Here is a 19,744-nt window from a genome sequence, read left to right as displayed (position 1 = left end):
TCTTTCGAGTGTCGAAACAACTGCCGTCCCGGGCCGAGCTGATCGCCGAGGCCACCCACGCCGCGGCCGACTTCGGCGCGGCCGACGACCTGGTCGACGAGGCCGCGGCGGCGGCGTTCGGCGTCAACCGGACGGATCTGCGGATCATCGGCCTGGTCATGACGGCGGGCACGCTGACGGCCGGCGGGCTGGCCACGGCGGCCGGCCTGAGCCCGGCCGCGACGACGACGGCGATCCAGCGGCTGATCCACGCCGGGCACCTGTCGCGAAAAACCGACGCCGAGGATCGGCGCCGGGCGGTGGTGGAGCTGACCCCGCACGCGGTGGACCTGCTGGAGGAGGTCTACGCACCGGTCGAACGGGCCGGGCGTGAGCTGCTCGAGCGGTACTCCGCGGAAGAACTGGTGTTCATCATCGACCTGCTGCGCCGCGGCGAGCGGCTGCAGCTCGCGCAAGCGCGCCGGGTCCGGGGCGAATGACAAGAACCCTCCACCGCCCGGGGGATTGGCGGTGGAGGGTTCCCGATGTCACGGCTCGAGGCCGGACCTGCGCATCACTGCGCGATCGTCACTTGGTGGCGATCTTCTGCCCGACGAGGATCATGTCCGCGTTCGGGATGTACTTCGCGTTCAGGTCCTGCAGCTTCTGGTAGCCGCCGGTGACGCTGAACTGCTTGGCGATCTTGGACAGCGTGTCGCCCGCCACGACGGTGTAGTCACCGGCCGGGTTCGAGCTGCTCACGCCGGTCGCCGACGGGGCAGCGGCCTGCTTGGGGGCCGCGGCCTGCTTCGGGGCCACCGGGGTGCTCTTCTTGGGAGTCACCTTCTTGGGCGTGGTGGTCTTCGCGGTCCGCGGGGCCGTCGACGAACCGCCGCCGCCCTTCTTGCCGCAGACCGGCCAGGCGCCGATGCCCTGGCCCTGTAGAACGCGCTCGGCCACGGCGATCTGCTGGTCACGCGACGCGCCCTGGGCGCTGCCGGTGCCGCCGTAGGCCTTCCAGGTGCTCTGCGTGAACTGCAGGCCGCCGTAGTAGCCGTTGCCGGTGTTGATGCTCCAGTTGCCGCCGCTCTCACACTGCGCGATCGCGTCCCAGTTCGTCGCCGACGCGGGGGTCGCGGCGATCGCGAGGGGGGCGCCGACCGCGATGCCCGCGATGGCGACGCGAGCGACGGTGCGGGTGGCAGCGGACATCTTGCGGTGCTTGCCTCGGTAAGACATCTGAATGCTTCTCAGGCTTCCCTGCGCCTACGAGACTTGTGCTGAGGGTCAGGATCGGGGTCCTGGCGCCGGCCCTCTCAGACCGGCAGACGGCTCCGACGCACGACGCGTCGTCCTCGTCCCCTCGTCCCTGTCCGGAAATGCTTTCGCTCGGGGTATGGGTCCGGGGATCCGTCGGACAGGGCTAGGCGCTACGGATTCCCGGTGTTGCGTGACTGGTCGGGGCCAGCCGATTAGCGACGGTACGTAACGATGACCGTGATCGGAAATTATTCGGGGCGTGACCTACGTCACAGTAACGGCACGCAACCCCCGTCGATGTGGGTGTCTACGCAGGTCAGCGGGCCGTTATCTGTCCGTTTCCTTGCCGAGACAAAGCACGGATCGTGAGGCTTGCATCACGTGTTTTGCGCAGTGAATGGCCCTTTCGGGCCGCCCGGTTCACGAATGGGGGGCGCATCTTATGGAGTCCCCCGGTGGTTCGCCAGACTTGACAGTGGCCTCTGGTGCCCCATGAGTAACTCCGGCCCCACCTGTTCGAGGGGTTTGCGAGCACGGTCGGAGGCGTCCGTCCGGGCGGCGGGTGCCGGCGGGGGCGACGGACCGTGTCCGACCAGGCGAGACGGGTCACCGGACGGAGTGGGATCGACCGCGGATTCAGCGTCCCGCGAACGCCCGGCCGCGGTGGGGTGCCACGCCGGGGCGCCGGACCCGCGTCGGCGAGCGGTCGGCTGCCGTACCCGAGCGGTCGGCGGTTATCGGGGGAGGGGAAGTGGCCCGCTCGGCCGGGCGGTTCGCGTACGCGGAGGGCCGGCGCACCTATCTATAGGAGAGACGCGGGATCAGCGGGGCAGCACGCGGGACGGCGCCCTTATGTAGAGGAGAAGGTCAGCCGCCGGCGAAGGGCGGGAGGACGTCCAGCTCGGCGCCGTCCTTGAGGCGGCGGGTGAGGTCGCGGACCGCGATGCCGTCGAGCAGGTAGCTGACGGCCTCCAGGACCCGCGGCAGCCGCTCCGGGTGGAGGCGGCGCAGCTCGGCCACGGCGTCGGCGACCGAAGCGTTCGAAGGCAGCTGCACCTTCTCCTCTTCTTCACCGGCCGCGGCGCGCGCCGCGGCGAAGTACCGGACCACGATGGTCAGGGTCGTCATCTCAGCCGCCGATCGCGCTCATCGGCCGGATCGGCTGTGCGAACCCGGCGTCGTTGATCTCGTGCCCCGCGAGCTTCCCCCACATTGTCGCCCGCCAGGCGTCCGCCACTTCTTCATCGCGCACACCCGCGCGCACGAGGGCGCGCAGGTCGGTCTCGTCGTTGCTGAACAGGCAGGAGCGCACCGCGCCGTCCGCGGTCAGCCGGGTCCGCTCGCAGGCGGCGCAGAACGGCCGGGTCACCGACGCGATCACGCCGACGTCGCCCGGGCCGCCGTCGACCAGCCAGCGCTCGGCCGGCGCCCCGCCGCGGGACACCGGGAACGGGCTCAGCGAGAACTCCGTGCCCAGCATCCCGAGGATCTCCGACGCGGTGATCATCTCGCCGCGGTTCCAGCCGTGCTGGGCGTCCAGCGGCATCTGCTCGATGAACCGCAGGTGGTAGCCCTCGGCGAGGCAGAACTTCAGCAGCGCCACGGCTTCGGTGTCGTTGACGCCCCGCATCAGCACGGCGTTGACCTTGACCGGTGTCATCCCGGCGTCACGCGCGGCGGCCATGCCGGCCAGCACGTGCGAGAGCCGGTCGCGCCGGGTGATCTCGAGGAAGGTCGCGGGGTCGACGGTGTCGAGCGAGACGTTGATTCGGGCCAGCCCGGCGGCCGCGAGGTCCTTCGCGCGCTTGGCCAGACCGATCCCGTTGGTGGTCATGGACAGCCGGGGCCGCGGCTCGAGCGCCGTGATCCGCGCGACGAGGTCCTCGAGGCCCGGCCGCAGCAGCGGTTCACCGCCGGTGAGCCGGATGTCGGTGACGCCCAGCATCTCGACGGCGATCCGCATCAGCCGGACCAGCTCGTCGTCGGTCAGGACTTCCTCGCCCGGCATCCAGTCGAGGCCTTCGGCGGGCATGCAGTAGGTGCAGCGCAGGTTGCACCGATCCGTCAGGGAAACCCGCAGATCGGTGGCCACCCGGCCGAAGGTGTCGATGAGTCGTGGGTTCTCGGGTCGGGGCACACGAGACGAACCTCGTGTACCGGGGACGCGAGGAAACCCGAGATCCACTGCCGTCATTACGCACAGCCTAACTCTGGAACGCGCGAAGCGAGGTGATCGCTAGGATACTTTGCGGAGTGAGTGGTTCAGCGGCCGAACTACCCCGGTCGGCACGCCGGGAGAAGGACTCGTGATGTCGAGCACGACGGAAAAGCCGTACCCGGTGCCCGAAGCGGAACTCTTCCGCTTCGCGGAATTGGGTCGCGAAAGCAGCACGCTGACCGTACTCCGGCACGCCAGGATCGCCGAGCGGATGGGCCTGTCCGGTACCGACCACAAGACGTTCGACCTGGTCGGACAGGCGGCCGGGCCGCTCACCGCGGGCCGGATCGCCGAGCTCACCGGGCTCTCGACCGGCGCGGTCACGGGGGTCATCGACCGGCTGGAGAAGGTCGGGCTGGTCCGCCGCGTCCGCGACCCGGAGGACCGCCGCAAGGTCCTCGTCGAGGTCGTGCCCGGGGCCGCCGAGCGCTACGCGCCGCTCTTCCAGTCAGCCTTCGACGGGCTTCGCGAGAGCCTCGCGCAGTTCTCACCGGCCGAACGAAAAGTCATCGAGCGTTATCAGAATGTCATGCTGGAACAGCTGCGCGCCGAGATCATGCACAATTCGCGCCCCGCGTAGCTTTTCCTCAACTGCGGCGATAATGTCTGCGCTATGCCGCAATTTCGGTTGTCCGAGGCCGCGCGCCTGCTCGGGGTCAGTGACGACACGGTCCGCCGCTGGGTGCGCGCGGGCCAGCTGACCGCCACCGACGACGCCGCCGGCCGCAAGGTCGTGGACGGTGCCCAGCTGGCCGGGTTCGCCCGTGCCCAGGCGAGCGGCCCCGACGACCCGTCCCCGGTCGGCCGCTCCGCCCGCAACAAGTTCGTCGGGCTGGTCACCGAGGTCGTCGCCGACAAGGTGATGGCCCAGGTGGAACTGCAGTGCGGGGCACACCGTGTGGTGTCCCTGATGAGTACGGAAGCCGTACGCGAGCTGGGCCTGCGCCCGGGGGTGCTCGCGGTCGCGGTGGTCAAGGCGACCACTGTCGTGGTGGAGACACCGGAAGGAAGTCGATGAAGAACCTTGCTCTGGCCGTCGCGGCCGTCGCCCTGTTCGCGGGCGCGTGCAGCAGCTCGGACGAGCCCAGCACGCAGCCCGGCGGGTCGTCGGCCAGCGCGCCGGCGCCCAAGGGCACCGGTGAGGCGGGCGGCACGCTGACCGTGTTCGCCGCCGCGTCCCTCACCGAGTCGTTCACCGCGCTCGGCAAGGAGTTCGAAGCCGCGCACTCCGGCGTCACCGTGAAGTTCAGCTTCGCCGGTTCGTCCGGTCTGGTCCAGCAGCTGACCAACGGCGCGAAGGCCGACGTCTTCGCCTCCGCCGACCAGACCAACATGGACAAGGCCGTGCAGGGCGGGGTGATCGACGGCCAGCCGACCGTGTTCGCCACGAACAAGCTCGCCATCGCCGTCGCCCCGGGCAACCCCAAGGCCATCAAGACGTTCGCCGACCTGAACAAGGCCGGGCTGACCGTGGTGACCTGCGCCGCGCAGGTGCCGTGCGGCTCGGCGACGAAGAAGGTCGAGACGAGCACCGGCGTCACGCTCAAGCCGAAGAGCGAGGAGCAGGACGTCAAGCAGGTGCTGGCCAAGGTCCAGTCCGGCGACGCCGACGCGGGCCTGGTCTACGTGACCGACGCCACCTCGGCCGCGGGCAAGGTCGACAAGGTCGACTTCCCCGAGGCGAGCGGCGCGATCAACAACTACCCGATCGCCGTGGTCAAGGGCGGGCAGAGCGCGCTGGCCAAGGAGTTCGACGAGTTCGTGCTCGGCGCGGAGGGCAAGGCGGAGCTGACGAAGGTCGGGTTCGGCCCTGCGGCGTAAGCACCTCGTGAACGGCCGGCCGGGGAAGTCCCCGGCCGGCCGTTCGCGGGTTCCGTGGGTGCTCGCCGTGCCCGCCACGCTCGCGCTGGCGCTGGTCGTGCTCCCCGTCGTCGGGCTGCTGGTGCGCTCCGACCTCACGCGGTTCCCCGCGCTCATCGTCACGCCGTCGTCGCTGCACGCGCTGCGGCTGTCGCTGATCACGGCCTCGTTGTCCACTGTGGCCTGCGTGCTGCTCGGCGTGCCGCTGGCCGTCGTGCTCGCCCGCGCCCGGTTCGCCGGCGTCCGCCTGCTGCGCTCGATCGTGCTGCTGCCGCTGGTGCTGCCCCCGGTCGTCGGCGGGCTCGCGCTGCTCTACCTGCTCGGCCGCAAGGGCTTCCTCGGCATGCTGATCACCACGCTGACCGGGGAGTCGGTGCCGTTCACCACGACCGCGGTGGTCATCGCGCAGACGTTCGTCGCGATGCCGTTCCTCGTGGTCAGCCTCGAAGGGGCGCTGCGCGGCTCCGGCGACCGCTACGAGCAGGTCGCCGCGACGCTCGGCGCGCGGCCCTGGACCGTCTTCCGCCGGGTCACCCTGCCGCTGCTGCTGCCCTCGCTCGGCTCCGGCGTCGTCCTCAGCTTCGCCCGCGCGCTCGGCGAGTTCGGCGCGACGATCACCTTCGCCGGCAGCCTCGAAGACGTCACCCGCACGCTGCCGCTGGAGGTCTACCAGCAGGCCGAAGTGGACGTCGACAGCGCGGTGGCGCTCGCGCTGCTGCTGATCGTCGTGGCGGTCGTCGTGATCGCCGTCGCGCGCCCGCGCTCGTGGGAAGGCGGGCTGCGATGAGCCTGACCGCCCGGATCGAGGTCGTCCGCGGTTCGTTCGAGCTCGACGTGGACATCGACGTGCCCACCGGGACGGTGCTGGCGCTGCTGGGCCCGAACGGCTCCGGCAAGTCGACGGTGCTCGGCTGCCTCGCCGGGCTGGTCGCGCCGCGGTCCGCGGAGATCACCGTGGCCGGGCGGTCGCTGGCCGAGCTGGCGCCGCACCGGCGTGGCATCGGGCTGCTTTCGCAGGACGCGCTGCTCTTCCCGCACCTGTCCGCGGTGGACAACGTCGCGTTCTCGCCGCGCTCGACCGGCACCGGCCGCCGCGCCGCCCGCGACCTCGCCCACCACTGGCTGGCCGAAGTGGACGCCGTCGAGCTGGCCGGCCGGCGTCCCGGCCAGCTGTCCGGCGGGCAGGCCCAGCGCGTCGCGATCGCCAGGGCGCTCGCCGCCCAGCCGGACCTGCTGCTGCTCGACGAGCCGTTCGCCGCCCTCGACGTCGACGCCGCGCCCGCGATCCGCGGCCTGCTGCGGCGCGTGCTGAAGACCGGGCCGACGACCGTCCTGGTCACGCACGACCCGCTCGACGCGCTCGCGCTCGCCGACCACGTCGCGGTGATGAACGACGGCCGCGTCGTCGAACGCGGCCCGACCCGTGACGTGCTGTCCGCCCCGCGAACGGCGTTCACCGCGCGGATCGCCGGCCTCAACCTGATCGCCGGCACGGCGGTCGAAGACGGCCTGCGGACGGCGTCGGGTGCCGTCGTGTCCGGCATCCCGGCGGCCGATGTGGTCCGGGGCGAGCCGGCGGTCGCGGTGTTCCCGCCGAACGCCGTCGCCGTCTACTCCCGCGACGGCGAGCACCGGGGGAGCCCGCGCAACACCGCCGGCGCCGTCGTCGCCGCGCTGGAGCCGCACGGGCCGGTGATCCGCGTCCGGGCCGAGGGCGACGGCTGGGTGCACGGCCTCACCGCCGACCTCACCCCGGCCGCGGTGGCCGAGCTGGCCCTCGAACCCGGCACAGCGGTGACGCTGTCGGTCAAGGCCGCGACGGTCAGCGTGCACCCGGCCGCCACTTCCTGACTCTGCCGCGGCTTGTCGTGAGTGTTTAGGGCGGTTAGAACCGCCCTAAACACTCACGACCGGGCCGCGGCAGACCGCTCAGCCGTCGTGGTGGTGGCCGCCGCCCGGGTGGACGTGGAACTTCGCCACCTCCGGCGGGTGCACGACGAACGGCCGCATCATGCCTTCGTCCTCGTGGTCGAGGATGTGGCAGTGGTACATGAACTCGCCGGTGCCACCGCCGAACCGCCCGGCCACGCTCACCCACTGGCCGGGGTTCACGATGATCGTGTCCTTCCAGCCCTCTTCGTACTTCTCCAGCGGGACGTCGGTGAACCCGGCGAGCGGCGCGGTCGTCCGGGCCGACGCCTGGTCGAACGTCGTGGTGAAGGCCCGCCGGAAGAGCGCCTGGAACTCCGTCAGGTGGATGTGGATCGGGTGCGCTGGCCCGCCGTTCGCGACGTGCAGGATGTTCCACACCGCCCACCGGTCGTGGTCGATGAAGATGCCGGTGGTGTCGTCGAAGATCTTCCCGATCATCCGGAACGTGCGCAGCGGCCCGGCCGGGTCGGCGAGCTGGATGATCCCCTCGCCGCCGGGATCCGGCGTGTCCAGTTCTTCGAGGTCCCACATCTCGGGGTGGCCCTCAGCGTTGAGCAGCAGCGCGACCCAGACGTGGTCGTGGTCCTCCGGCAGCGTCGAGCCGTGCACCAGCCGCGTGTAGGACGTCGAGATCGTCGCCGGCAGCCGGAACGGGTCGTGCTTCGCGCGGCCGTCGACCCGGAACTCCATCAGGTCCGGCTCGACCGTGCCGAGGCGCGGGTCGGCGTTGCGCAGCTTGAGCTTGCGGCCCTTGAAGCGGCTGAAGTCGATCAGCACGTCGAAGCGCTCGGCCGGGGCGACGGTCAGGCCGGCCGCGGGCAGTTCCGCGGGTACCGGCAGCAGGCCGCCGTCGGTGCCGATCAGGCGGACGGCGTCGTTCACCGGCCGGTTGTCCTCGTCGACCAGGTTCAGCGTGTAGAACCGCGAGTTGGCCGCGTTGAGCAGCCGGAAGCGGTACCACCGTGCGTCGACGTCCAAGTGCGGCCAGATGACGCCGTTGACCAGGTTGAACGGGCCGGTGAACGGGATCATCGGGCCGTTCGGGACGACCGGGACCTTGAACAGCAGCTGCCCGGTGAGCGCGCCGGTCGCCGGGTCGGTGTCGAGGTTGCGGTCGGTGATGACCAGCGGGATCTCGTGGTCGCCGTGCGGCAGGTCGAGCGCGTCCTCCTCGCCGTCGCGGATGAGGTACATCCCGGCGAGGCCGGTGTGCACGTTGAAGCGCGTGATCGCCATCGCGTGGTCGTGGTACCAGAGCGGCATCGCGGGCTGGGCGTTCTGGTACTCCGTCAGCTGCGAAGTGCCCTTCAGGCCGGCGTTGTGCGCCCAGCCGTCGTTGCCCGCGTTGGTCCGGGCGCCGTGCAGGTGCACCACGGTCCACGCCGGCAGGTCGGCGACGCCGTCGATGACGGAGTAGCCGGGCCGGTCCAGCTCGCGGCCGGGCCGGCTCGCCGGCGCGTCCGCCACCGGGCCCTGAACGGCGACGAGCGGAAAGTCACCGTCGATTTCGTTCGACCACGAAATCCGCAGTTGTTCGCCGGTGCGCACGTCGATAGTCGGACCCGGGAAATGTCCCGCGTACGTCCACAATGTACTCGGCGGCAATTGTGAGTGGAGCCGCTGGTGCTTCGTCACCATCGGAATGGTGGTCGCGTCGTGGCGCCAGGAATGCGGCCGGAGCGCCGGTGGAACGCGCAGTGGGTCGAGGAACTTGGTGAGTCCCCAGTTCGGCGCGGTGATCGGCCCGGTCGTCGCCGGGCGCTCGATGATTCCGGTCATGCGTTTCTCCCCCTCGTGGTGCGGGGGCAGGACGAATTGCGCCACGACGTTTCCGTCGACGACGTGTGCGATGAATTCCCCCGAACCCCCTCGGTGGCCGGGTACGCGTCTCCCCTCGCGATACCGGCAATTCCCACTGTAACCCTTTTCGTCGGCGAACGCAGGTGTCTCGCGCGCGTGATAGGTTTCGCCCATGGATGAGCGCCGGTGGACGTATCTCTCCGACATGGACGGCGTCCTGGTGAAGGAGGAGCACCTCGTTCCCGGGGCCGACGAGTTCCTCGCCGAGCTGAAGGCGAACGGCATCGGCTTCCTGGTGCTGACGAACAACTCGATCTACACCCCGCGTGACCTGCGGGCGCGTCTGGAGCGCACCGGGCTCGACATCCCCGAGGAAGCGATCTGGACGTCGGCGCTGGCGACGGCGAAGTTCCTCTCGTCGCAGCGGCCCAACGGCACGGCGTACGTCATCGGCGAAGCGGGCCTGACGACGGCGCTGCACGAGGTCGGCTACGTCCTGACCGAGCGCGACCCCGACTACGTCGTGCTGGGCGAGACCCGCACGTACAGCTTCAGCGCCATCACGCGGGCGATCCGGCTGATCGAGGGCGGCGCGAAGTTCATCGCGACCAACCCGGACGCGACCGGCCCGAGCGTCGAGGGCTCGATGCCCGCCACCGGTTCCGTCGCGGCGCTGATCGAGAAGGCCACCGGGCGTTCGCCGTACTACGTCGGCAAGCCGAACCCGTTGATGATGCGCTCGGCGTTGCGCCGATTGGGTGCCCATTCGGAGTCGACGCTGATGATCGGCGACCGGATGGACACGGACGTGCACTCGGGCATCGAAGCCGGGCTGCAGACGATTCTGGTGCTCACCGGCATCTCCACCAGGGAGTCGGCCGAACGCTATCCGTATCGGCCCACTCTGGTGCTCGACTCCATCGCCGACCTGATCGGGAAGACGACCGACCCATTCGGGGAAGGCTGATCGAGACCCCGTCGCGAGCAGGGCTTATCGTCACCGGATGAGCAACTCCACATTTGTGGTGGGCGACGTGCATGGCCACCGGGACGAACTGGCCGAAGCACTGCGCGCCGAGGGGTTGGTGGACGACGAAGACAACTGGTCAGGGGGCGAGGACCAGCTGTGGTTCCTCGGTGACTTCGTCGACCGCGGGCCGGACGGCGTGGGTGCCATCGACCTGGTCATCCAGCTCGAAGCGCAGGCGGCGGAAGCCGGCGGCCAGGTCCAGACGCTGCTGGGCAACCACGAGATCCTCGCGCTGGGCATGTACCACTTCGGCGACCAGCCGGTGCCGTCCGACTTCGGGCCGCGCAGCTTCGCCCGCAGCTGGGAGATCAACGGCGGCCTGCTGTCGGACCAGGACCGGCTGACCCCGGAGCACATCGAGTGGCTGACCGCCCGGCCGCTGGCCGCGCTCGCCGCCGACCACCTGCTCCTGCACTCGGACACCCTGGAGTACCTCGACTGGGGCGATTCGGTCGAGGCGATCAACGCCTCCGCCCGTGAGATCCTGCTGGGCTCGGACATCGAGTCGTGGTGGGACGTCTGGCGCCGGATGACGACGCGCTACGCGTTCCGCGGCCCGGAGGGCGAGGACAACGCCCAGAAGCTGATGGACGCACTGGGCGGCTCGCGCATCATCCACGGGCACAGCGTCATCGCGGACCAGCTGGGCATCCACCCCACGCAGATCGAGGGCCCGTTCCTCTACGCGGGCGGCAAGGCCCTCGGCGTCGACGGCGGGCTGTTCGTCGGCGGGCCATGCCTGGTGGTGAAGCTGCCGTACGAGCCGGAGTCGTGATCAGGGGAGCTCGACGATCTCCTTGCCGAGCGGCATCAGGGACACCGGGATCATCTTGAAGTTCGCCACGCCCAGCGGGATGCCGATGATCGTGACGCACAGCGCGATGCCCGTGAACACGTGCCCGATCGCCAGCCACAGCCCGGCGAAGAGGAACCAGATCACGTTGCCGACGAAGGACGGCGAGCCCGCGTCGCGGCGGTCGACGACCGTGCGGCCGAAGGGCCAGAGCGCGTAGCGGGCGATCCGGAACGACGCGAGCCCGAACGGGATCGTGACGATCAGGATGCAGCAGACCACACCCGCGGCCAGGTAGCCCAGCGCCATCCAGAAGCCGCACAGCACGAGCCAGATGATGTTCAGCAGCGTGCGCATCAGACGTGCAGCTCCCCGCTCACGACGGTCACGGCCTGGCCGGACAGGTGGACCCGGTCGCCGTCCTGGCGGGTCCGGACGATGCCGCCGCGCGCCGACACCTGTGCGCCGGTCAGCTCGGTTTTGTTCAGCCGCCCGGACCAGTACGGCGACAGGACGCAGTGCGCCGAGCCGGTGACGGGATCTTCGTCGACGCCGACGCCGGGTCCGAAGAACCGGCTGACGTAGTCGATGCCGTCGACGTCACCCGCGGCCGTGACGAGCAGCCGGCCCTTCCAGGTGGCCTTCAGCGCTTTCAGGTCGGGCTCGAGGGTGCGGACGGCCTCGGCGTCCGGGAGGACGGCGAAGAGGTTCTCGACGCCGCGTCCGGTGCGCTCGATCTCGACGCCGGGCAGGATCGCGCTGAGGTCGTCGTCGGACGGCGCGGGCGGATCGGAGGGGAAGTCCAGCTCGACCCAGCCGTCGGCGGCCTTCGCGCGCAGCTCGCCGCTGAGGGTGGCGTAGACCTGCTCGCCGCCGAGGACGTGCGTGGTGGCGACGGTGGCGTGCCCGCACAGGGCGACTTCGGCCGCCGGCGTGAACCACCGCAACGACTTCGGCCCCTCGTCTCCGCCGACGACGACGAAGGCGGTCTCGGAGTGCCGCATCTCCGCGGCGACGGCCTGCATCCAGGCGGGCTCGGCGGGCGCGTCGAGGAGCACGACCCCGGCGGAGTTCCCGGCGAAGGCCCTGCCGGTGAAGGCGTCGACGATGAAGAAGCGCATGCTTCCACTGTATCCAGGGCATTTGGGCCCGTGTGGTGACGCTTTTCTCGCGTCACCAGGGCAACCCCTTAGGGGTCCTCGGGGTCAGGTCGCGCAGATGGGCGATCTTCTCGCGGCTCGGTTTTAGTTCCGGCTTGGGGTCAGGCTTCGCCGATGGTCGGCCGGACGATCTTCTCGCCGTCCGGTCCGCGTTCCGGCTTGAGGTCGAAGATGTCTTCCTCGAGCTGGATCTTGTTCTTGTGTTCCTTGTCGTCTTCCTTCTTCTTGCCCGCGCCGGCCCCGGCCGCACCGGCGCCCCCGGCCTTCCCCTTGGCCGCGGCGGCCGCGGTCGCGCCACGCTCGAGCCGCTCACCGGTGCCCTTGGCGCCCGTCTTGCCGCCTTCGCCCGCGGTTTCCTTCGGCCCGCCGGTGGCGCCGCCGCCGGACACCCGCGACCCGGCGAACCCACTCCCGGCACGCCCTGCCCCGGACTTGCCGCGCGTGATGTCCCCACCGGCCCCGCCTGTCCCGGTCGTCCCACCGGGCATGGCAAGCCCGTCGGGCCCCATCCGCGGGAACGCACTCGCGGCAGGTGCGCCGCGGAAGCCGGAGTTGCCGCCGCCGAAGCCGCCGGCGTTCCCGGTGCCGCTGGTGGCCCCGGGCGGGACGAAAGTGCTGGGCGGCGTCGCCCCGGGAGGCGTGGTGCCGCCGGGGGGCGCGAAGCTGCCGCTGGTCCCGCCGGTGCCACCGACTCCGCTGAAGCCGCCTGTCCCACCGGTCCCACCGGTTCCACCGGTTCCACCGGTGCCGCCTGAGCCGCCGATGGTCGGGGTGCCGCTGAAGCTGGTGCTGCTGGTCCCGTGGAACCCGCTGGCGGTGGTGCTGTCACTCGACCCCAGCTGCGGCGGCGGCGAGTAGGTCGGCTGGGTGCTGGCGGTCTCGTGGTAGGTGCCGTCGAGGCCCTGGAGAACCTGCACGGCCTGCTGGTGCGCGGCGTCGGCCTGCTGCTGCTTCGCGGCGACGCCGTTCATCGTGTTGGCCCCGCCGATGAGATCACCGGCCTGGTACTGCTTGGTCGCTTTGTCGACCTCGGCCTGCTGGTTGAAGCCAGTGGGCTCAGGCATGTTCTTCTGCGCATAATCAGCGGCGGCCGCCTGCTGCGAGTAGCGGTTGGAGCTGAGCTGAGCGGCGTTGGCCGTATCGGCGGTGTAGGTGGCGGTGTTCTGGAAGAACCCATGAGCCTGCGCGGCCCCCGAGCCCTGCCACTGCACCTCACTGGAGTTGACGGCGTCGTTCGCGGCGTTGGAGACGTCGGCCAGCCAGTTGCCGAGCTTGTTGGCCACCCGGCCGCGGTCGTCCAGATCCCCGGGATTCATGTTCTCGTGGACCATGTTGTAGAGGTCTTCATGACTGCTGGCGGGGTAGTTCTGCCCCGGCGCGGGCGCATCCCCACGGGTGGCCCGATCGTGCAACAGCTGCTTGCCCTGCTCGACGGAGTACTGCGCGGCCTGGTTCTGCGTCTGCGGCGTGACACCGTCCCGGGCGTCACCCTGGTCTTCGGCCCCGAAGTGGTGCACGTTCTGCTGCAGCTTCTGCTGCGTCTGGGCGTAGAAGTCGCTTTCGTACTGCCGATGCCCGGCGTGTTCCTGAGCCATGGTCACTCGCCCCCACGAAGCTTGGCGAAGGTCTGGCTGTGGGCGTCCTCGGTCTCGCTGTAGTTCTTCCGGGCGATGGTGAGGGCCTCTTTGACCTGCTTGAAGCCATCGATGAGCAACTCGAGGTTGGGCACGAGCGACTCAGGATCGCTCACGGCCACCTTGACGTTGAAGGTCGCGACTTCCTTGGCGTAGGCGCTGTTACCCATTTTCGCGGCTTGGCCGAGCGCGAGCAGGTCGGCTTTGATGTCACTGTAGCCGTCGATGAAGGTGTCGCACACTGTCCGGTAGCGCTGCAAGCCTTCTTCGTTGATGGCGAACCCGCCGTTCTGGGCGAGTGCCTTGAACTGCTGCGCGCCGTCGTTGACCCGCTTCGCGCCCTCCGCGTCCACCGGGACGTCGAGGAGGCCGGACAGGAAGTTGTTGCCGGCATCGCCGGCCGGAGGCGTGGGAGGTGGCCCTCCGAACTGGGCTCCCGTGGCCATCGGTCCCTCCCTAAGACGCGGCTGCGCAAGATTACCCTCTGTGTCGCACCGCTACTGTAGTAGTGACCGGGCCGCGTGTCACTGGCTGCTGTGCCGCTGTGATGAGATCTGCAGCTCTGAGCAGGGCTACTTCGGCAGCATAGGCTCGAATTTGGTGGCGAAGTCGTTCACGTCGGTGCAGGCCTGGTCCGTTGTGCCGACCCCGAGCGTCACCGCGACGATGGCGCGAGACTTCGGCTTGACCTCCATCTTGACGTCGCACTGGCCCTTCGCGCCGATGGGCTCGCGTTCCTGGACGGCAGCGCGGTCGTTGACCGTGCCGCTCGAAGCCTTGCTCGGATCGGCGATGTTCTCGTTGATCGTCTGACCGGCGTGGAGGGACAGGCTGACCCTGATCGAATCGTCGCCGACCTTCTTGACGGTCGTGCAGGTGCGCGCCGAGTCGGCCGCGGTCGGAATGGCCGCCGGATAACCCTGGCCGCGGAGCAGCTCGTCAAGCGAGGCGCACGGCTTCATGTCCCCGAACGGGTTGTCAGCGGTCGTGCCGCTGGGGCCGGTCGTGGGTGCGCTGCTCGTCGGCGTGTCCGCGGCCTGCGGGGTGCCCCCCACCTTGCTGTCGCAGGCACTCACCACGAGGGCGAGCAGGACCAGGCTGGTGAGGGCGGCTCGACGTCCGAAGCTCGATCGGGTCACGACCTGAACACTACGGGTAGGCCGCTCGGCCGCGCGAGGACGCGGGTCAGCGGCCCGTGGTCTCCGCTATCCGCTCGTGCAGCCACGCCCTCAGGTGACCGCCGTCCGATGGGACGAACCGCAGGCGGGTCTCGTCGCCCGGCAAGGGCTCGGTGAACGTCAAGTACCGGCCGCCGTCCGAATCGAGGAACGTGACCGTTCCCGCGGGGCGCAGGGCGGACTGGCCGTGGCGGGTGGACAGCTCGAACGTGCCGTGGCGGTGTGGGGGCCACGTTGCGAACGGGGCCAGTGCGTCCCTGTCCCGCGTGCTCGGTGCCTGGCCCGTGCGCTGGGTGATCGTCACCGGCGGCAGGGGGACCGGGCCGTATCTGGGGAGGATGCCGATCAGGGCGTCGACCAGGTGGTCCGGGCGGATCTGGACGAAGTTGACGCCGCCGGTGACCAGTTCCGAGTAGACGCCCAGGCCGTGGCCGATCGTCGCTCGGTACAGGACCTGCCTGCCGTCCGCTATCTCCGCCGCTCGGACGATGATCAGGATCTCCGGCTGGGTCCACGAGCGCAGCGTCTGCTCGACCTCGATGTCCAGCTTGTCCGGGCCCGCCAGTCCACGAGCGCGGAGGGCGTCCCACGAAGCCGCCGCCAGACGGGCGTTTTCCTCGAGGGTGTGGCCGGCGCTGCGGATCTCGAACGGGTGCCAGTTCGCCGGGAGACCGGTTCGCCGGACCGCGACGTCGACCTCGTTCAGCCCCAGGGCGAATTCCTCCGGCACGATGCCGAGCGTAGCGGAACCGCCACCGGGCGCTCAGATGTCCAGCTGCCGCACGCCCGTCTCGCGCTGCGCGACGCCCGTCACCTGACCCGCCGTCGCGCGCCCCCGCAGCCGGACTATCTCGTGCGGCTGCAGCCCCACCGCCACGCCGAACGCCTCCACGTCCGCGAAACCGCCCTGACGCCGGCGCAGCTCCAGCGCCTGGCTCACCCGTTCCGGCGTCATCCCCGGCAAGCGAGCCAGGTCTGACGGAGTCGCCGCGTTGACGTCCACGAGCGGCACCGACAGCGGAGCAGAAACCGGAGCAGAGACCACAGCCGGCGGCGGCGCCAGAACCGGCGCGTCGACCGGCACGTACGTCTCGACGATGTCGTTCTGCCGCACCTCGCGCGTTGCCAGCCCCAGGGTGAACACGCCCGTCCCGGCCGCCGTGCGCATCGCGACGCCGCCCCTCGCCACCGACAGGATCCGCAGGTCGGTCGCGATGACCGTGCTGCGCTCGTTGAACGTCGTGCCCACCGGGCGCAGCAGCCGCGCCCGCGTGCCGACCGTCAGCAGGTTGTTCGTCCGCGCCTCCGGCACCTCGACCGCGGCCACGACCGAGCCGGTGCCCAGATCGCTGACGCCGTGGACGTGCGCGGTGCCTTCACGACGTTCCAGGTAGTCGTGAGACGGCTCTTCGTACGCGGTCAGCGCGTCGCCGGCCATCGGCGGGACGTCGCACTGGAAGCCGAGCAACACCGTGCCCACCTGGCCGGCCGGCAGCTCCGGCAGTGGCCCGGCCGGGCCGAACAGGCCCAGCACCCGCATCGGCTGGCCGACGGGACGGCCGCCGCGGAACAGCCCGGTCAACGCGCCGAACCGCAGCACGCCACGGTCCGGGCGCACCTGCACGTGGAAGCCCGTCAGCTGGTCGTACGCCGGCGCGAGCACCGCGGCGACGCCCGCGTGCCGGCTCGTGTCCGGCCCGATCGTGTCGTCGGTGTACAGCTCCAGGGCGTCGCCGGGCCCGAGGTCGGTGCGCCCGACGGCGACGAAGACGTCCTTCAGGAACCCCGCGTCGGTCACCGGCTCGACGTCGCTGGAGAAGAACTTCTTCCGCACCATGATCCCGAGGCGCAGGTTGTCCGCGAGGATCCGGTCGGCCCGCTTCAGCCGCGCGCGGGCGCCGCGGACCGCCCGGCCCGCGCTCACCTGGCCGCCGGGCAGCTCGCCGAGGCCGGGCAGGGCGACGCTGGCGTTGAGCGCCTTGCCGAACTCGATCAGCCCGACCCTGACCTCGGTCACGACGTGGCGGCCAGCGTGACGCTGATCGACTGGTCGGCGTTGGTCCGCTCGGACTCGACGCGCATACCCGACCGCGCCGCGCGCTCCTTCAGCCGCGTGAGCACCGCGCGCTGCACCTCGGCGCCGTACGCCTCGTCGACGGACAGCACGAGCCGCTCGGCCTCGGCGGGCGTCAGACCGGGGCCGTCGACGTGCGCCACCTGGACGCCGTCCGGGCCGTAGCCGAACGCGATCCGCCGCCCCTCCCACGCACCGGCGACGGTGGTGCCGTCGTCGGTGACCTGGGCGCGCAGCCCGGACAGCGCGCGGGCAAGCAGGTCACGGTGCCGCATCCGGGTCCGCACGACGACGACGCCGGGCTGCGCCTGCGCGTGTGCGGCGACGGTGGCGGCGTTGAGCTGGGCCAGCGCTTCGCTGCGCAGCTTGAGCGTGACGCTCATCGGTGATCCCCTTCGAGCAGCGCTTCGAGTACTTCGGTGGTGGCGAACCCGTTCAGTTCCACGGATCCGTCGGTGGCGATCCGCAGTTCGAGCCGGTTCGGCGTGGTGAAGATCGACTCGTCGTAGCGGCCGGTCAGGAAGTGGAACCGCTGGTTCACCGAGCCGACCCATGGCCGTGACGACTCCGGCCGGTCGGCCAGATAAGGCCCGTCCACCAGCAGATCCGTCGCCTCGAGCAGCTTCGACGGTGGCAGGTCTTCCAGCACGCGCCCGGTGAACGTCATCACCGAAAGCCCTGCCGAGCGCACCGCTGAAGCGAACGCGCCCAAGGGTTCCGGCTGGTCGAACGGCTCGCCGCCGAGCAGCGTGACGCCTTCGATGCCCTCGATCGCCAGGACCCGCGAAACCAGCTCCCGCCAAGGCAAGAGCGTGCCGCCGCGGGTCGTCCACGTCTGCGGGTTGAAGCAGCCGGGGCAGCGCACCGAGCAGCCCTGCGTCCACACCGCGCACCGCAGGCCGGGCCCCTCGGCGGCGGTGACGTCGACGATCCGGTGCAGGTTCAGGAGTTCCATTGTGTCTGCTGCTGAGAAGCGGTGTTCTCCGCCTGGGCGGACGTGCGCCGGTAGTCCTCGGTGAACTCCGACGTCTCCGTCTCCGCGCCGAGCAGGTCCTCCAGCAGCGGGATGTAGTCGAGGCACTTCGAGCCGGTCACGCCGTGCGTTTCGGCGCTGATCGAGCCGTCCTTGGCGATGGTCACGGTCACCCGGTGCGTCATACGTCGATCGCCCTTCCCCTCGCCGGCTCCGGTCGTGGCGCCGCCGCTTCCGGCACCGCGGCGGTGTGATCGGCGTCGTTGTCCGTGGCGGCCACCGCGCGGGTCTCCGCCCACTGCCGGATGGCCAGGATCTCGTCGGCCTGCGTGACCGACAGCGGCACGGTGGACTTCACCGCCCGCACCAGGTCGTCCCGGCGCAGCGGGCGCTTCTCGGCGAACGCGTCGACGAGCCCGGACAGCACGGCCTGCTCGATCTCCGCGCCGCTGTAGCCCGCGCTGACGTCGGCGAGCTCGGCGTACAACGCGTCGTCCACCTTCAGCTCACTGCGCACGAAGTCGTCGGTGACGCGCTTGTTCAGGTGGATCCGCCAGATCGCGGTGCGCTCCGGCGTCGAGGGCAGGTCGACGAAGAAGATCTCGTCGAACCGGCCCTTGCGGAGGAACTCCGGGGGCAGCGAGTCGACCTGGTTCGCCGTGGCCATCACGAACACCGGCGCCGTCTTCTCCTGCATCCAGGACAGGAACGTGCCGAACACGCGCCGCGCGGTGCCGCCGTCGCCACCGCCGCCCGCGCCGGCGAGGCCCTTCTCGATCTCGTCGACCCACAGCACGCAGGGCGCGATGCCCTCGGCGGTGCGGATGACCGTGCGCATGTTCTTCTCGCTGGAGCCGACCAGCCCGGCGAAGACCCGGCCCAGGTCCAGGCGCAGCAGCGGCAGCCGCCACATGTTCGCGACGCACACTGCGGACAGGCTCTTGCCGCAGCCGGGCACGCCGGACAGCAGCAGCCCCTTCGGCGCGGCCAGGTTGTACGCGGCCGCGGCGGGCGTCCAGGTGCCGGTGCGCTTGGTCAGCCAGCGCTTGAGCCGGTCGAGGCCGCCGACGGCGTCGAAGCCCGTGTCGGCCGGGACGATGTCGAGCATCCCGGACCGGCGCACGGCCTGGCGTTTCTCGGCGAGGATCAGCTCGAGGTCGCTGGGGTCCAGGCCGCCGCCCTCGACCAGTGCCCTGGCGAACGCGTTCTCGGCTTCCGGCAGCGTCAGCCCGCGCGCGGCGGCGACGATCATGTCGCGGTCGTCCCGGTCGATGCTGATCCGGACGTGCTGGCGGTGCGCGGCGACCATGCCGTCGAGCAGCTCGCCGATCTGCTGCCGGTCGGGCAGCGGGAACTCGACGACCGTGGCGTCGTGCTCCAGCTCGGGCGGCACGGGCAGCGACGGCGACACGAGGATCAGGCTCAGCGGCACCGGCCGGGTCTTGAACGCGGCCGCGAGCTCGCGCAGCCGCCGCACGACCTCGGGGTCGGGCCGGTGCCCGCCCTCGGAAACCAGCGACGGGTGCAGGTCGGCGAAGACGAACACGGCGGGCTCACCCCAGCCGTAAACCCGCTCCAGCGCGGCGGACGCGGTGCGCGTGTCGGCGATCGGCGGCCCGCCCGCCGGGGCCAGCCCGGTGGTCGACGACCAGACGTACACCCGCCGCGGCGTGCGCAGCCGGGCGCTGTCCTCCGCGACCGCGCGGATCTCCCGGACCACCCGCTGCTCTTCGTGCGTTTCGACGACCAGCAGCGGGTAGCGCGCCTGCAGCAGCTGGGTCAGCTCGTCGCGAAACCCCTGGCCGGTCATCGATCGCCCCCTCGATTCGGGTCCGGATGCTACCAGCGGCCCA

General features: G+C 70.6%; 23 protein-coding genes. 8 read left to right on the top strand and 15 right to left on the bottom strand.

Annotated features, from left to right (window positions below):
* Nucleotides 1-8: 8 nt before the first annotated feature.
* Entirely contained in the window at nt 9-479 is a 471-nt protein-coding gene (locus OG439_RS33775; RefSeq protein WP_326944711.1) for a MarR family winged helix-turn-helix transcriptional regulator, read from the top strand.
* An 88-nt stretch (nt 480-567) separates the two neighbouring features.
* Here the strand turns inward: OG439_RS33775 and OG439_RS33770 are convergent, their stop codons facing one another.
* The 3 genes from OG439_RS33770 to moaA all read right to left on the bottom strand — a co-directional run bounded on the left by OG439_RS33770 (nt 568) and on the right by moaA (nt 3,376).
* Entirely contained in the window at nt 568-1,218 is a 651-nt protein-coding gene (locus OG439_RS33770) for a LysM peptidoglycan-binding domain-containing protein (RefSeq protein WP_305879360.1), read from the bottom strand.
* An 888-nt stretch (nt 1,219-2,106) separates the two neighbouring features.
* Nucleotides 2,107-2,367, bottom strand: a complete 261-nt coding sequence (locus tag OG439_RS33765; protein ID WP_247058511.1) for a MoaD/ThiS family protein — start codon at nt 2,365-2,367, stop codon at nt 2,107-2,109.
* A gap of 1 nt (nt 2,368) precedes the next feature.
* Complete coding sequence (gene moaA, locus OG439_RS33760) at nt 2,369-3,376, bottom strand: GTP 3',8-cyclase MoaA (RefSeq protein ID WP_247058509.1); 1,008 nt, start codon at nt 3,374-3,376, stop codon at nt 2,369-2,371.
* A 172-nt stretch (nt 3,377-3,548) separates the two neighbouring features.
* Between moaA and OG439_RS33755 the strand changes: the two genes are divergently transcribed.
* From OG439_RS33755 to OG439_RS33735, 5 genes are read left to right on the top strand one after another with little or no spacing between them, the layout of a single operon-like run.
* A complete protein-coding gene (locus OG439_RS33755; RefSeq protein WP_247058507.1) occupies nt 3,549-4,037 on the top strand; it encodes a MarR family winged helix-turn-helix transcriptional regulator in 489 nt (162 codons plus the stop codon).
* Nucleotides 4,038-4,070: 33 nt separating this feature from the next.
* Nucleotides 4,071-4,475: a TOBE domain-containing protein gene (locus OG439_RS33750; protein WP_247058505.1), complete on the top strand. Its 405-nt coding sequence runs from the start codon at nt 4,071-4,073 to the stop codon at nt 4,473-4,475.
* Nucleotides 4,472-5,278 (top strand): molybdate ABC transporter substrate-binding protein, encoded by an 807-nt coding sequence (gene modA / locus OG439_RS33745; protein ID WP_326944710.1) that lies wholly within the window; start codon nt 4,472-4,474, stop codon nt 5,276-5,278. The genes OG439_RS33750 and modA overlap by 4 nt, the downstream gene beginning before the upstream one ends.
* Nucleotides 5,279-5,336: 58 nt before the next feature.
* A complete protein-coding gene (locus tag OG439_RS33740; protein ID WP_247058501.1) occupies nt 5,337-6,104 on the top strand; it encodes an ABC transporter permease in 768 nt (255 codons plus the stop codon).
* Nucleotides 6,101-7,168, top strand: a complete 1,068-nt coding sequence (locus OG439_RS33735) for a sulfate/molybdate ABC transporter ATP-binding protein (protein ID WP_326944709.1) — start codon at nt 6,101-6,103, stop codon at nt 7,166-7,168. The genes OG439_RS33740 and OG439_RS33735 overlap by 4 nt, the downstream gene beginning before the upstream one ends.
* Nucleotides 7,169-7,246: 78 nt before the next feature.
* Here OG439_RS33735 and OG439_RS33730 read toward each other — a convergent pair whose 3' ends face one another.
* On the bottom strand, nt 7,247-9,028 hold the full coding sequence (locus tag OG439_RS33730; RefSeq protein WP_326944708.1) for a multicopper oxidase family protein: 1,782 nt from the start codon (nt 9,026-9,028) through the stop codon (nt 7,247-7,249).
* Between the two features lie 193 nt (nt 9,029-9,221).
* Here OG439_RS33730 and OG439_RS33725 point away from each other — a divergent pair, with 193 nt between their 5' ends.
* The gene (locus OG439_RS33725) at nt 9,222-10,016 is read left to right on the top strand and encodes an HAD-IIA family hydrolase (RefSeq protein WP_247058495.1); all 795 of its coding nucleotides are present in this window, start codon (nt 9,222-9,224) and stop codon (nt 10,014-10,016) included.
* 37 nt (nt 10,017-10,053) lie between these two features.
* Nucleotides 10,054-10,854 carry a metallophosphoesterase gene (locus OG439_RS33720; protein ID WP_247058493.1) on the top strand — a complete coding sequence of 267 codons (801 nt, stop codon included), beginning with the start codon at nt 10,054-10,056 and terminating at the stop codon, nt 10,852-10,854.
* Here the strand turns inward: OG439_RS33720 and OG439_RS33715 are convergent, their stop codons facing one another.
* The 11 genes from OG439_RS33715 to OG439_RS33665 form a co-directional block, all read right to left on the bottom strand.
* The gene (locus OG439_RS33715; RefSeq protein ID WP_247058491.1) at nt 10,855-11,229 is read right to left on the bottom strand and encodes a YccF domain-containing protein; all 375 of its coding nucleotides are present in this window, start codon (nt 11,227-11,229) and stop codon (nt 10,855-10,857) included.
* Nucleotides 11,229-11,993 (bottom strand): PhzF family phenazine biosynthesis protein, encoded by a 765-nt coding sequence (locus OG439_RS33710; protein ID WP_326944707.1) that lies wholly within the window; start codon nt 11,991-11,993, stop codon nt 11,229-11,231. Before OG439_RS33710 ends, OG439_RS33715 begins: the two co-directional genes overlap by 1 nt.
* A gap of 140 nt (nt 11,994-12,133) precedes the next feature.
* Nucleotides 12,134-13,627 carry a hypothetical protein gene (locus OG439_RS33705; RefSeq protein ID WP_326944706.1) on the bottom strand — a complete coding sequence of 498 codons (1,494 nt, stop codon included), beginning with the start codon at nt 13,625-13,627 and terminating at the stop codon, nt 12,134-12,136.
* A 2-nt stretch (nt 13,628-13,629) separates the two neighbouring features.
* Entirely contained in the window at nt 13,630-14,112 is a 483-nt protein-coding gene (locus OG439_RS33700) for a hypothetical protein (RefSeq protein ID WP_326944705.1), read from the bottom strand.
* Nucleotides 14,113-14,238: 126 nt separating this feature from the next.
* Nucleotides 14,239-14,805 carry a hypothetical protein gene (locus OG439_RS33695; RefSeq protein WP_326944704.1) on the bottom strand — a complete coding sequence of 189 codons (567 nt, stop codon included), beginning with the start codon at nt 14,803-14,805 and terminating at the stop codon, nt 14,239-14,241.
* Between the two features lie 46 nt (nt 14,806-14,851).
* The gene (locus tag OG439_RS33690; protein ID WP_326944703.1) at nt 14,852-15,574 is read right to left on the bottom strand and encodes an ESX secretion-associated protein EspG; all 723 of its coding nucleotides are present in this window, start codon (nt 15,572-15,574) and stop codon (nt 14,852-14,854) included.
* Nucleotides 15,575-15,607: 33 nt separating this feature from the next.
* Nucleotides 15,608-16,861 carry a ComEA family DNA-binding protein gene (locus OG439_RS33685; RefSeq protein ID WP_326944702.1) on the bottom strand — a complete coding sequence of 418 codons (1,254 nt, stop codon included), beginning with the start codon at nt 16,859-16,861 and terminating at the stop codon, nt 15,608-15,610.
* Entirely contained in the window at nt 16,858-17,301 is a 444-nt protein-coding gene (locus tag OG439_RS33680) for a hypothetical protein (RefSeq protein WP_326944701.1), read from the bottom strand. The genes OG439_RS33685 and OG439_RS33680 overlap by 4 nt, the downstream gene beginning before the upstream one ends.
* On the bottom strand, nt 17,298-17,873 hold the full coding sequence (locus OG439_RS33675) for a 4Fe-4S single cluster domain-containing protein (protein ID WP_326944700.1): 576 nt from the start codon (nt 17,871-17,873) through the stop codon (nt 17,298-17,300). The genes OG439_RS33680 and OG439_RS33675 overlap by 4 nt, the downstream gene beginning before the upstream one ends.
* A complete protein-coding gene (locus OG439_RS33670) occupies nt 17,861-18,064 on the bottom strand; it encodes a DUF2997 domain-containing protein (protein ID WP_247058476.1) in 204 nt (67 codons plus the stop codon). The genes OG439_RS33675 and OG439_RS33670 overlap by 13 nt, the downstream gene beginning before the upstream one ends.
* An 8-nt stretch (nt 18,065-18,072) precedes the next feature.
* Nucleotides 18,073-19,701 (bottom strand): AAA family ATPase, encoded by a 1,629-nt coding sequence (locus tag OG439_RS33665; RefSeq protein ID WP_326944699.1) that lies wholly within the window; start codon nt 19,699-19,701, stop codon nt 18,073-18,075.
* Between the last annotated feature and the right edge of the window lie 43 nt (nt 19,702-19,744).

Source organism: Amycolatopsis sp. NBC_01307, assembly GCF_035975215.1.
Classification (GTDB): domain Bacteria; phylum Actinomycetota; class Actinomycetes; order Mycobacteriales; family Pseudonocardiaceae; genus Amycolatopsis.
This window is presented reverse-complemented; position numbering and strand designations above follow the sequence as displayed.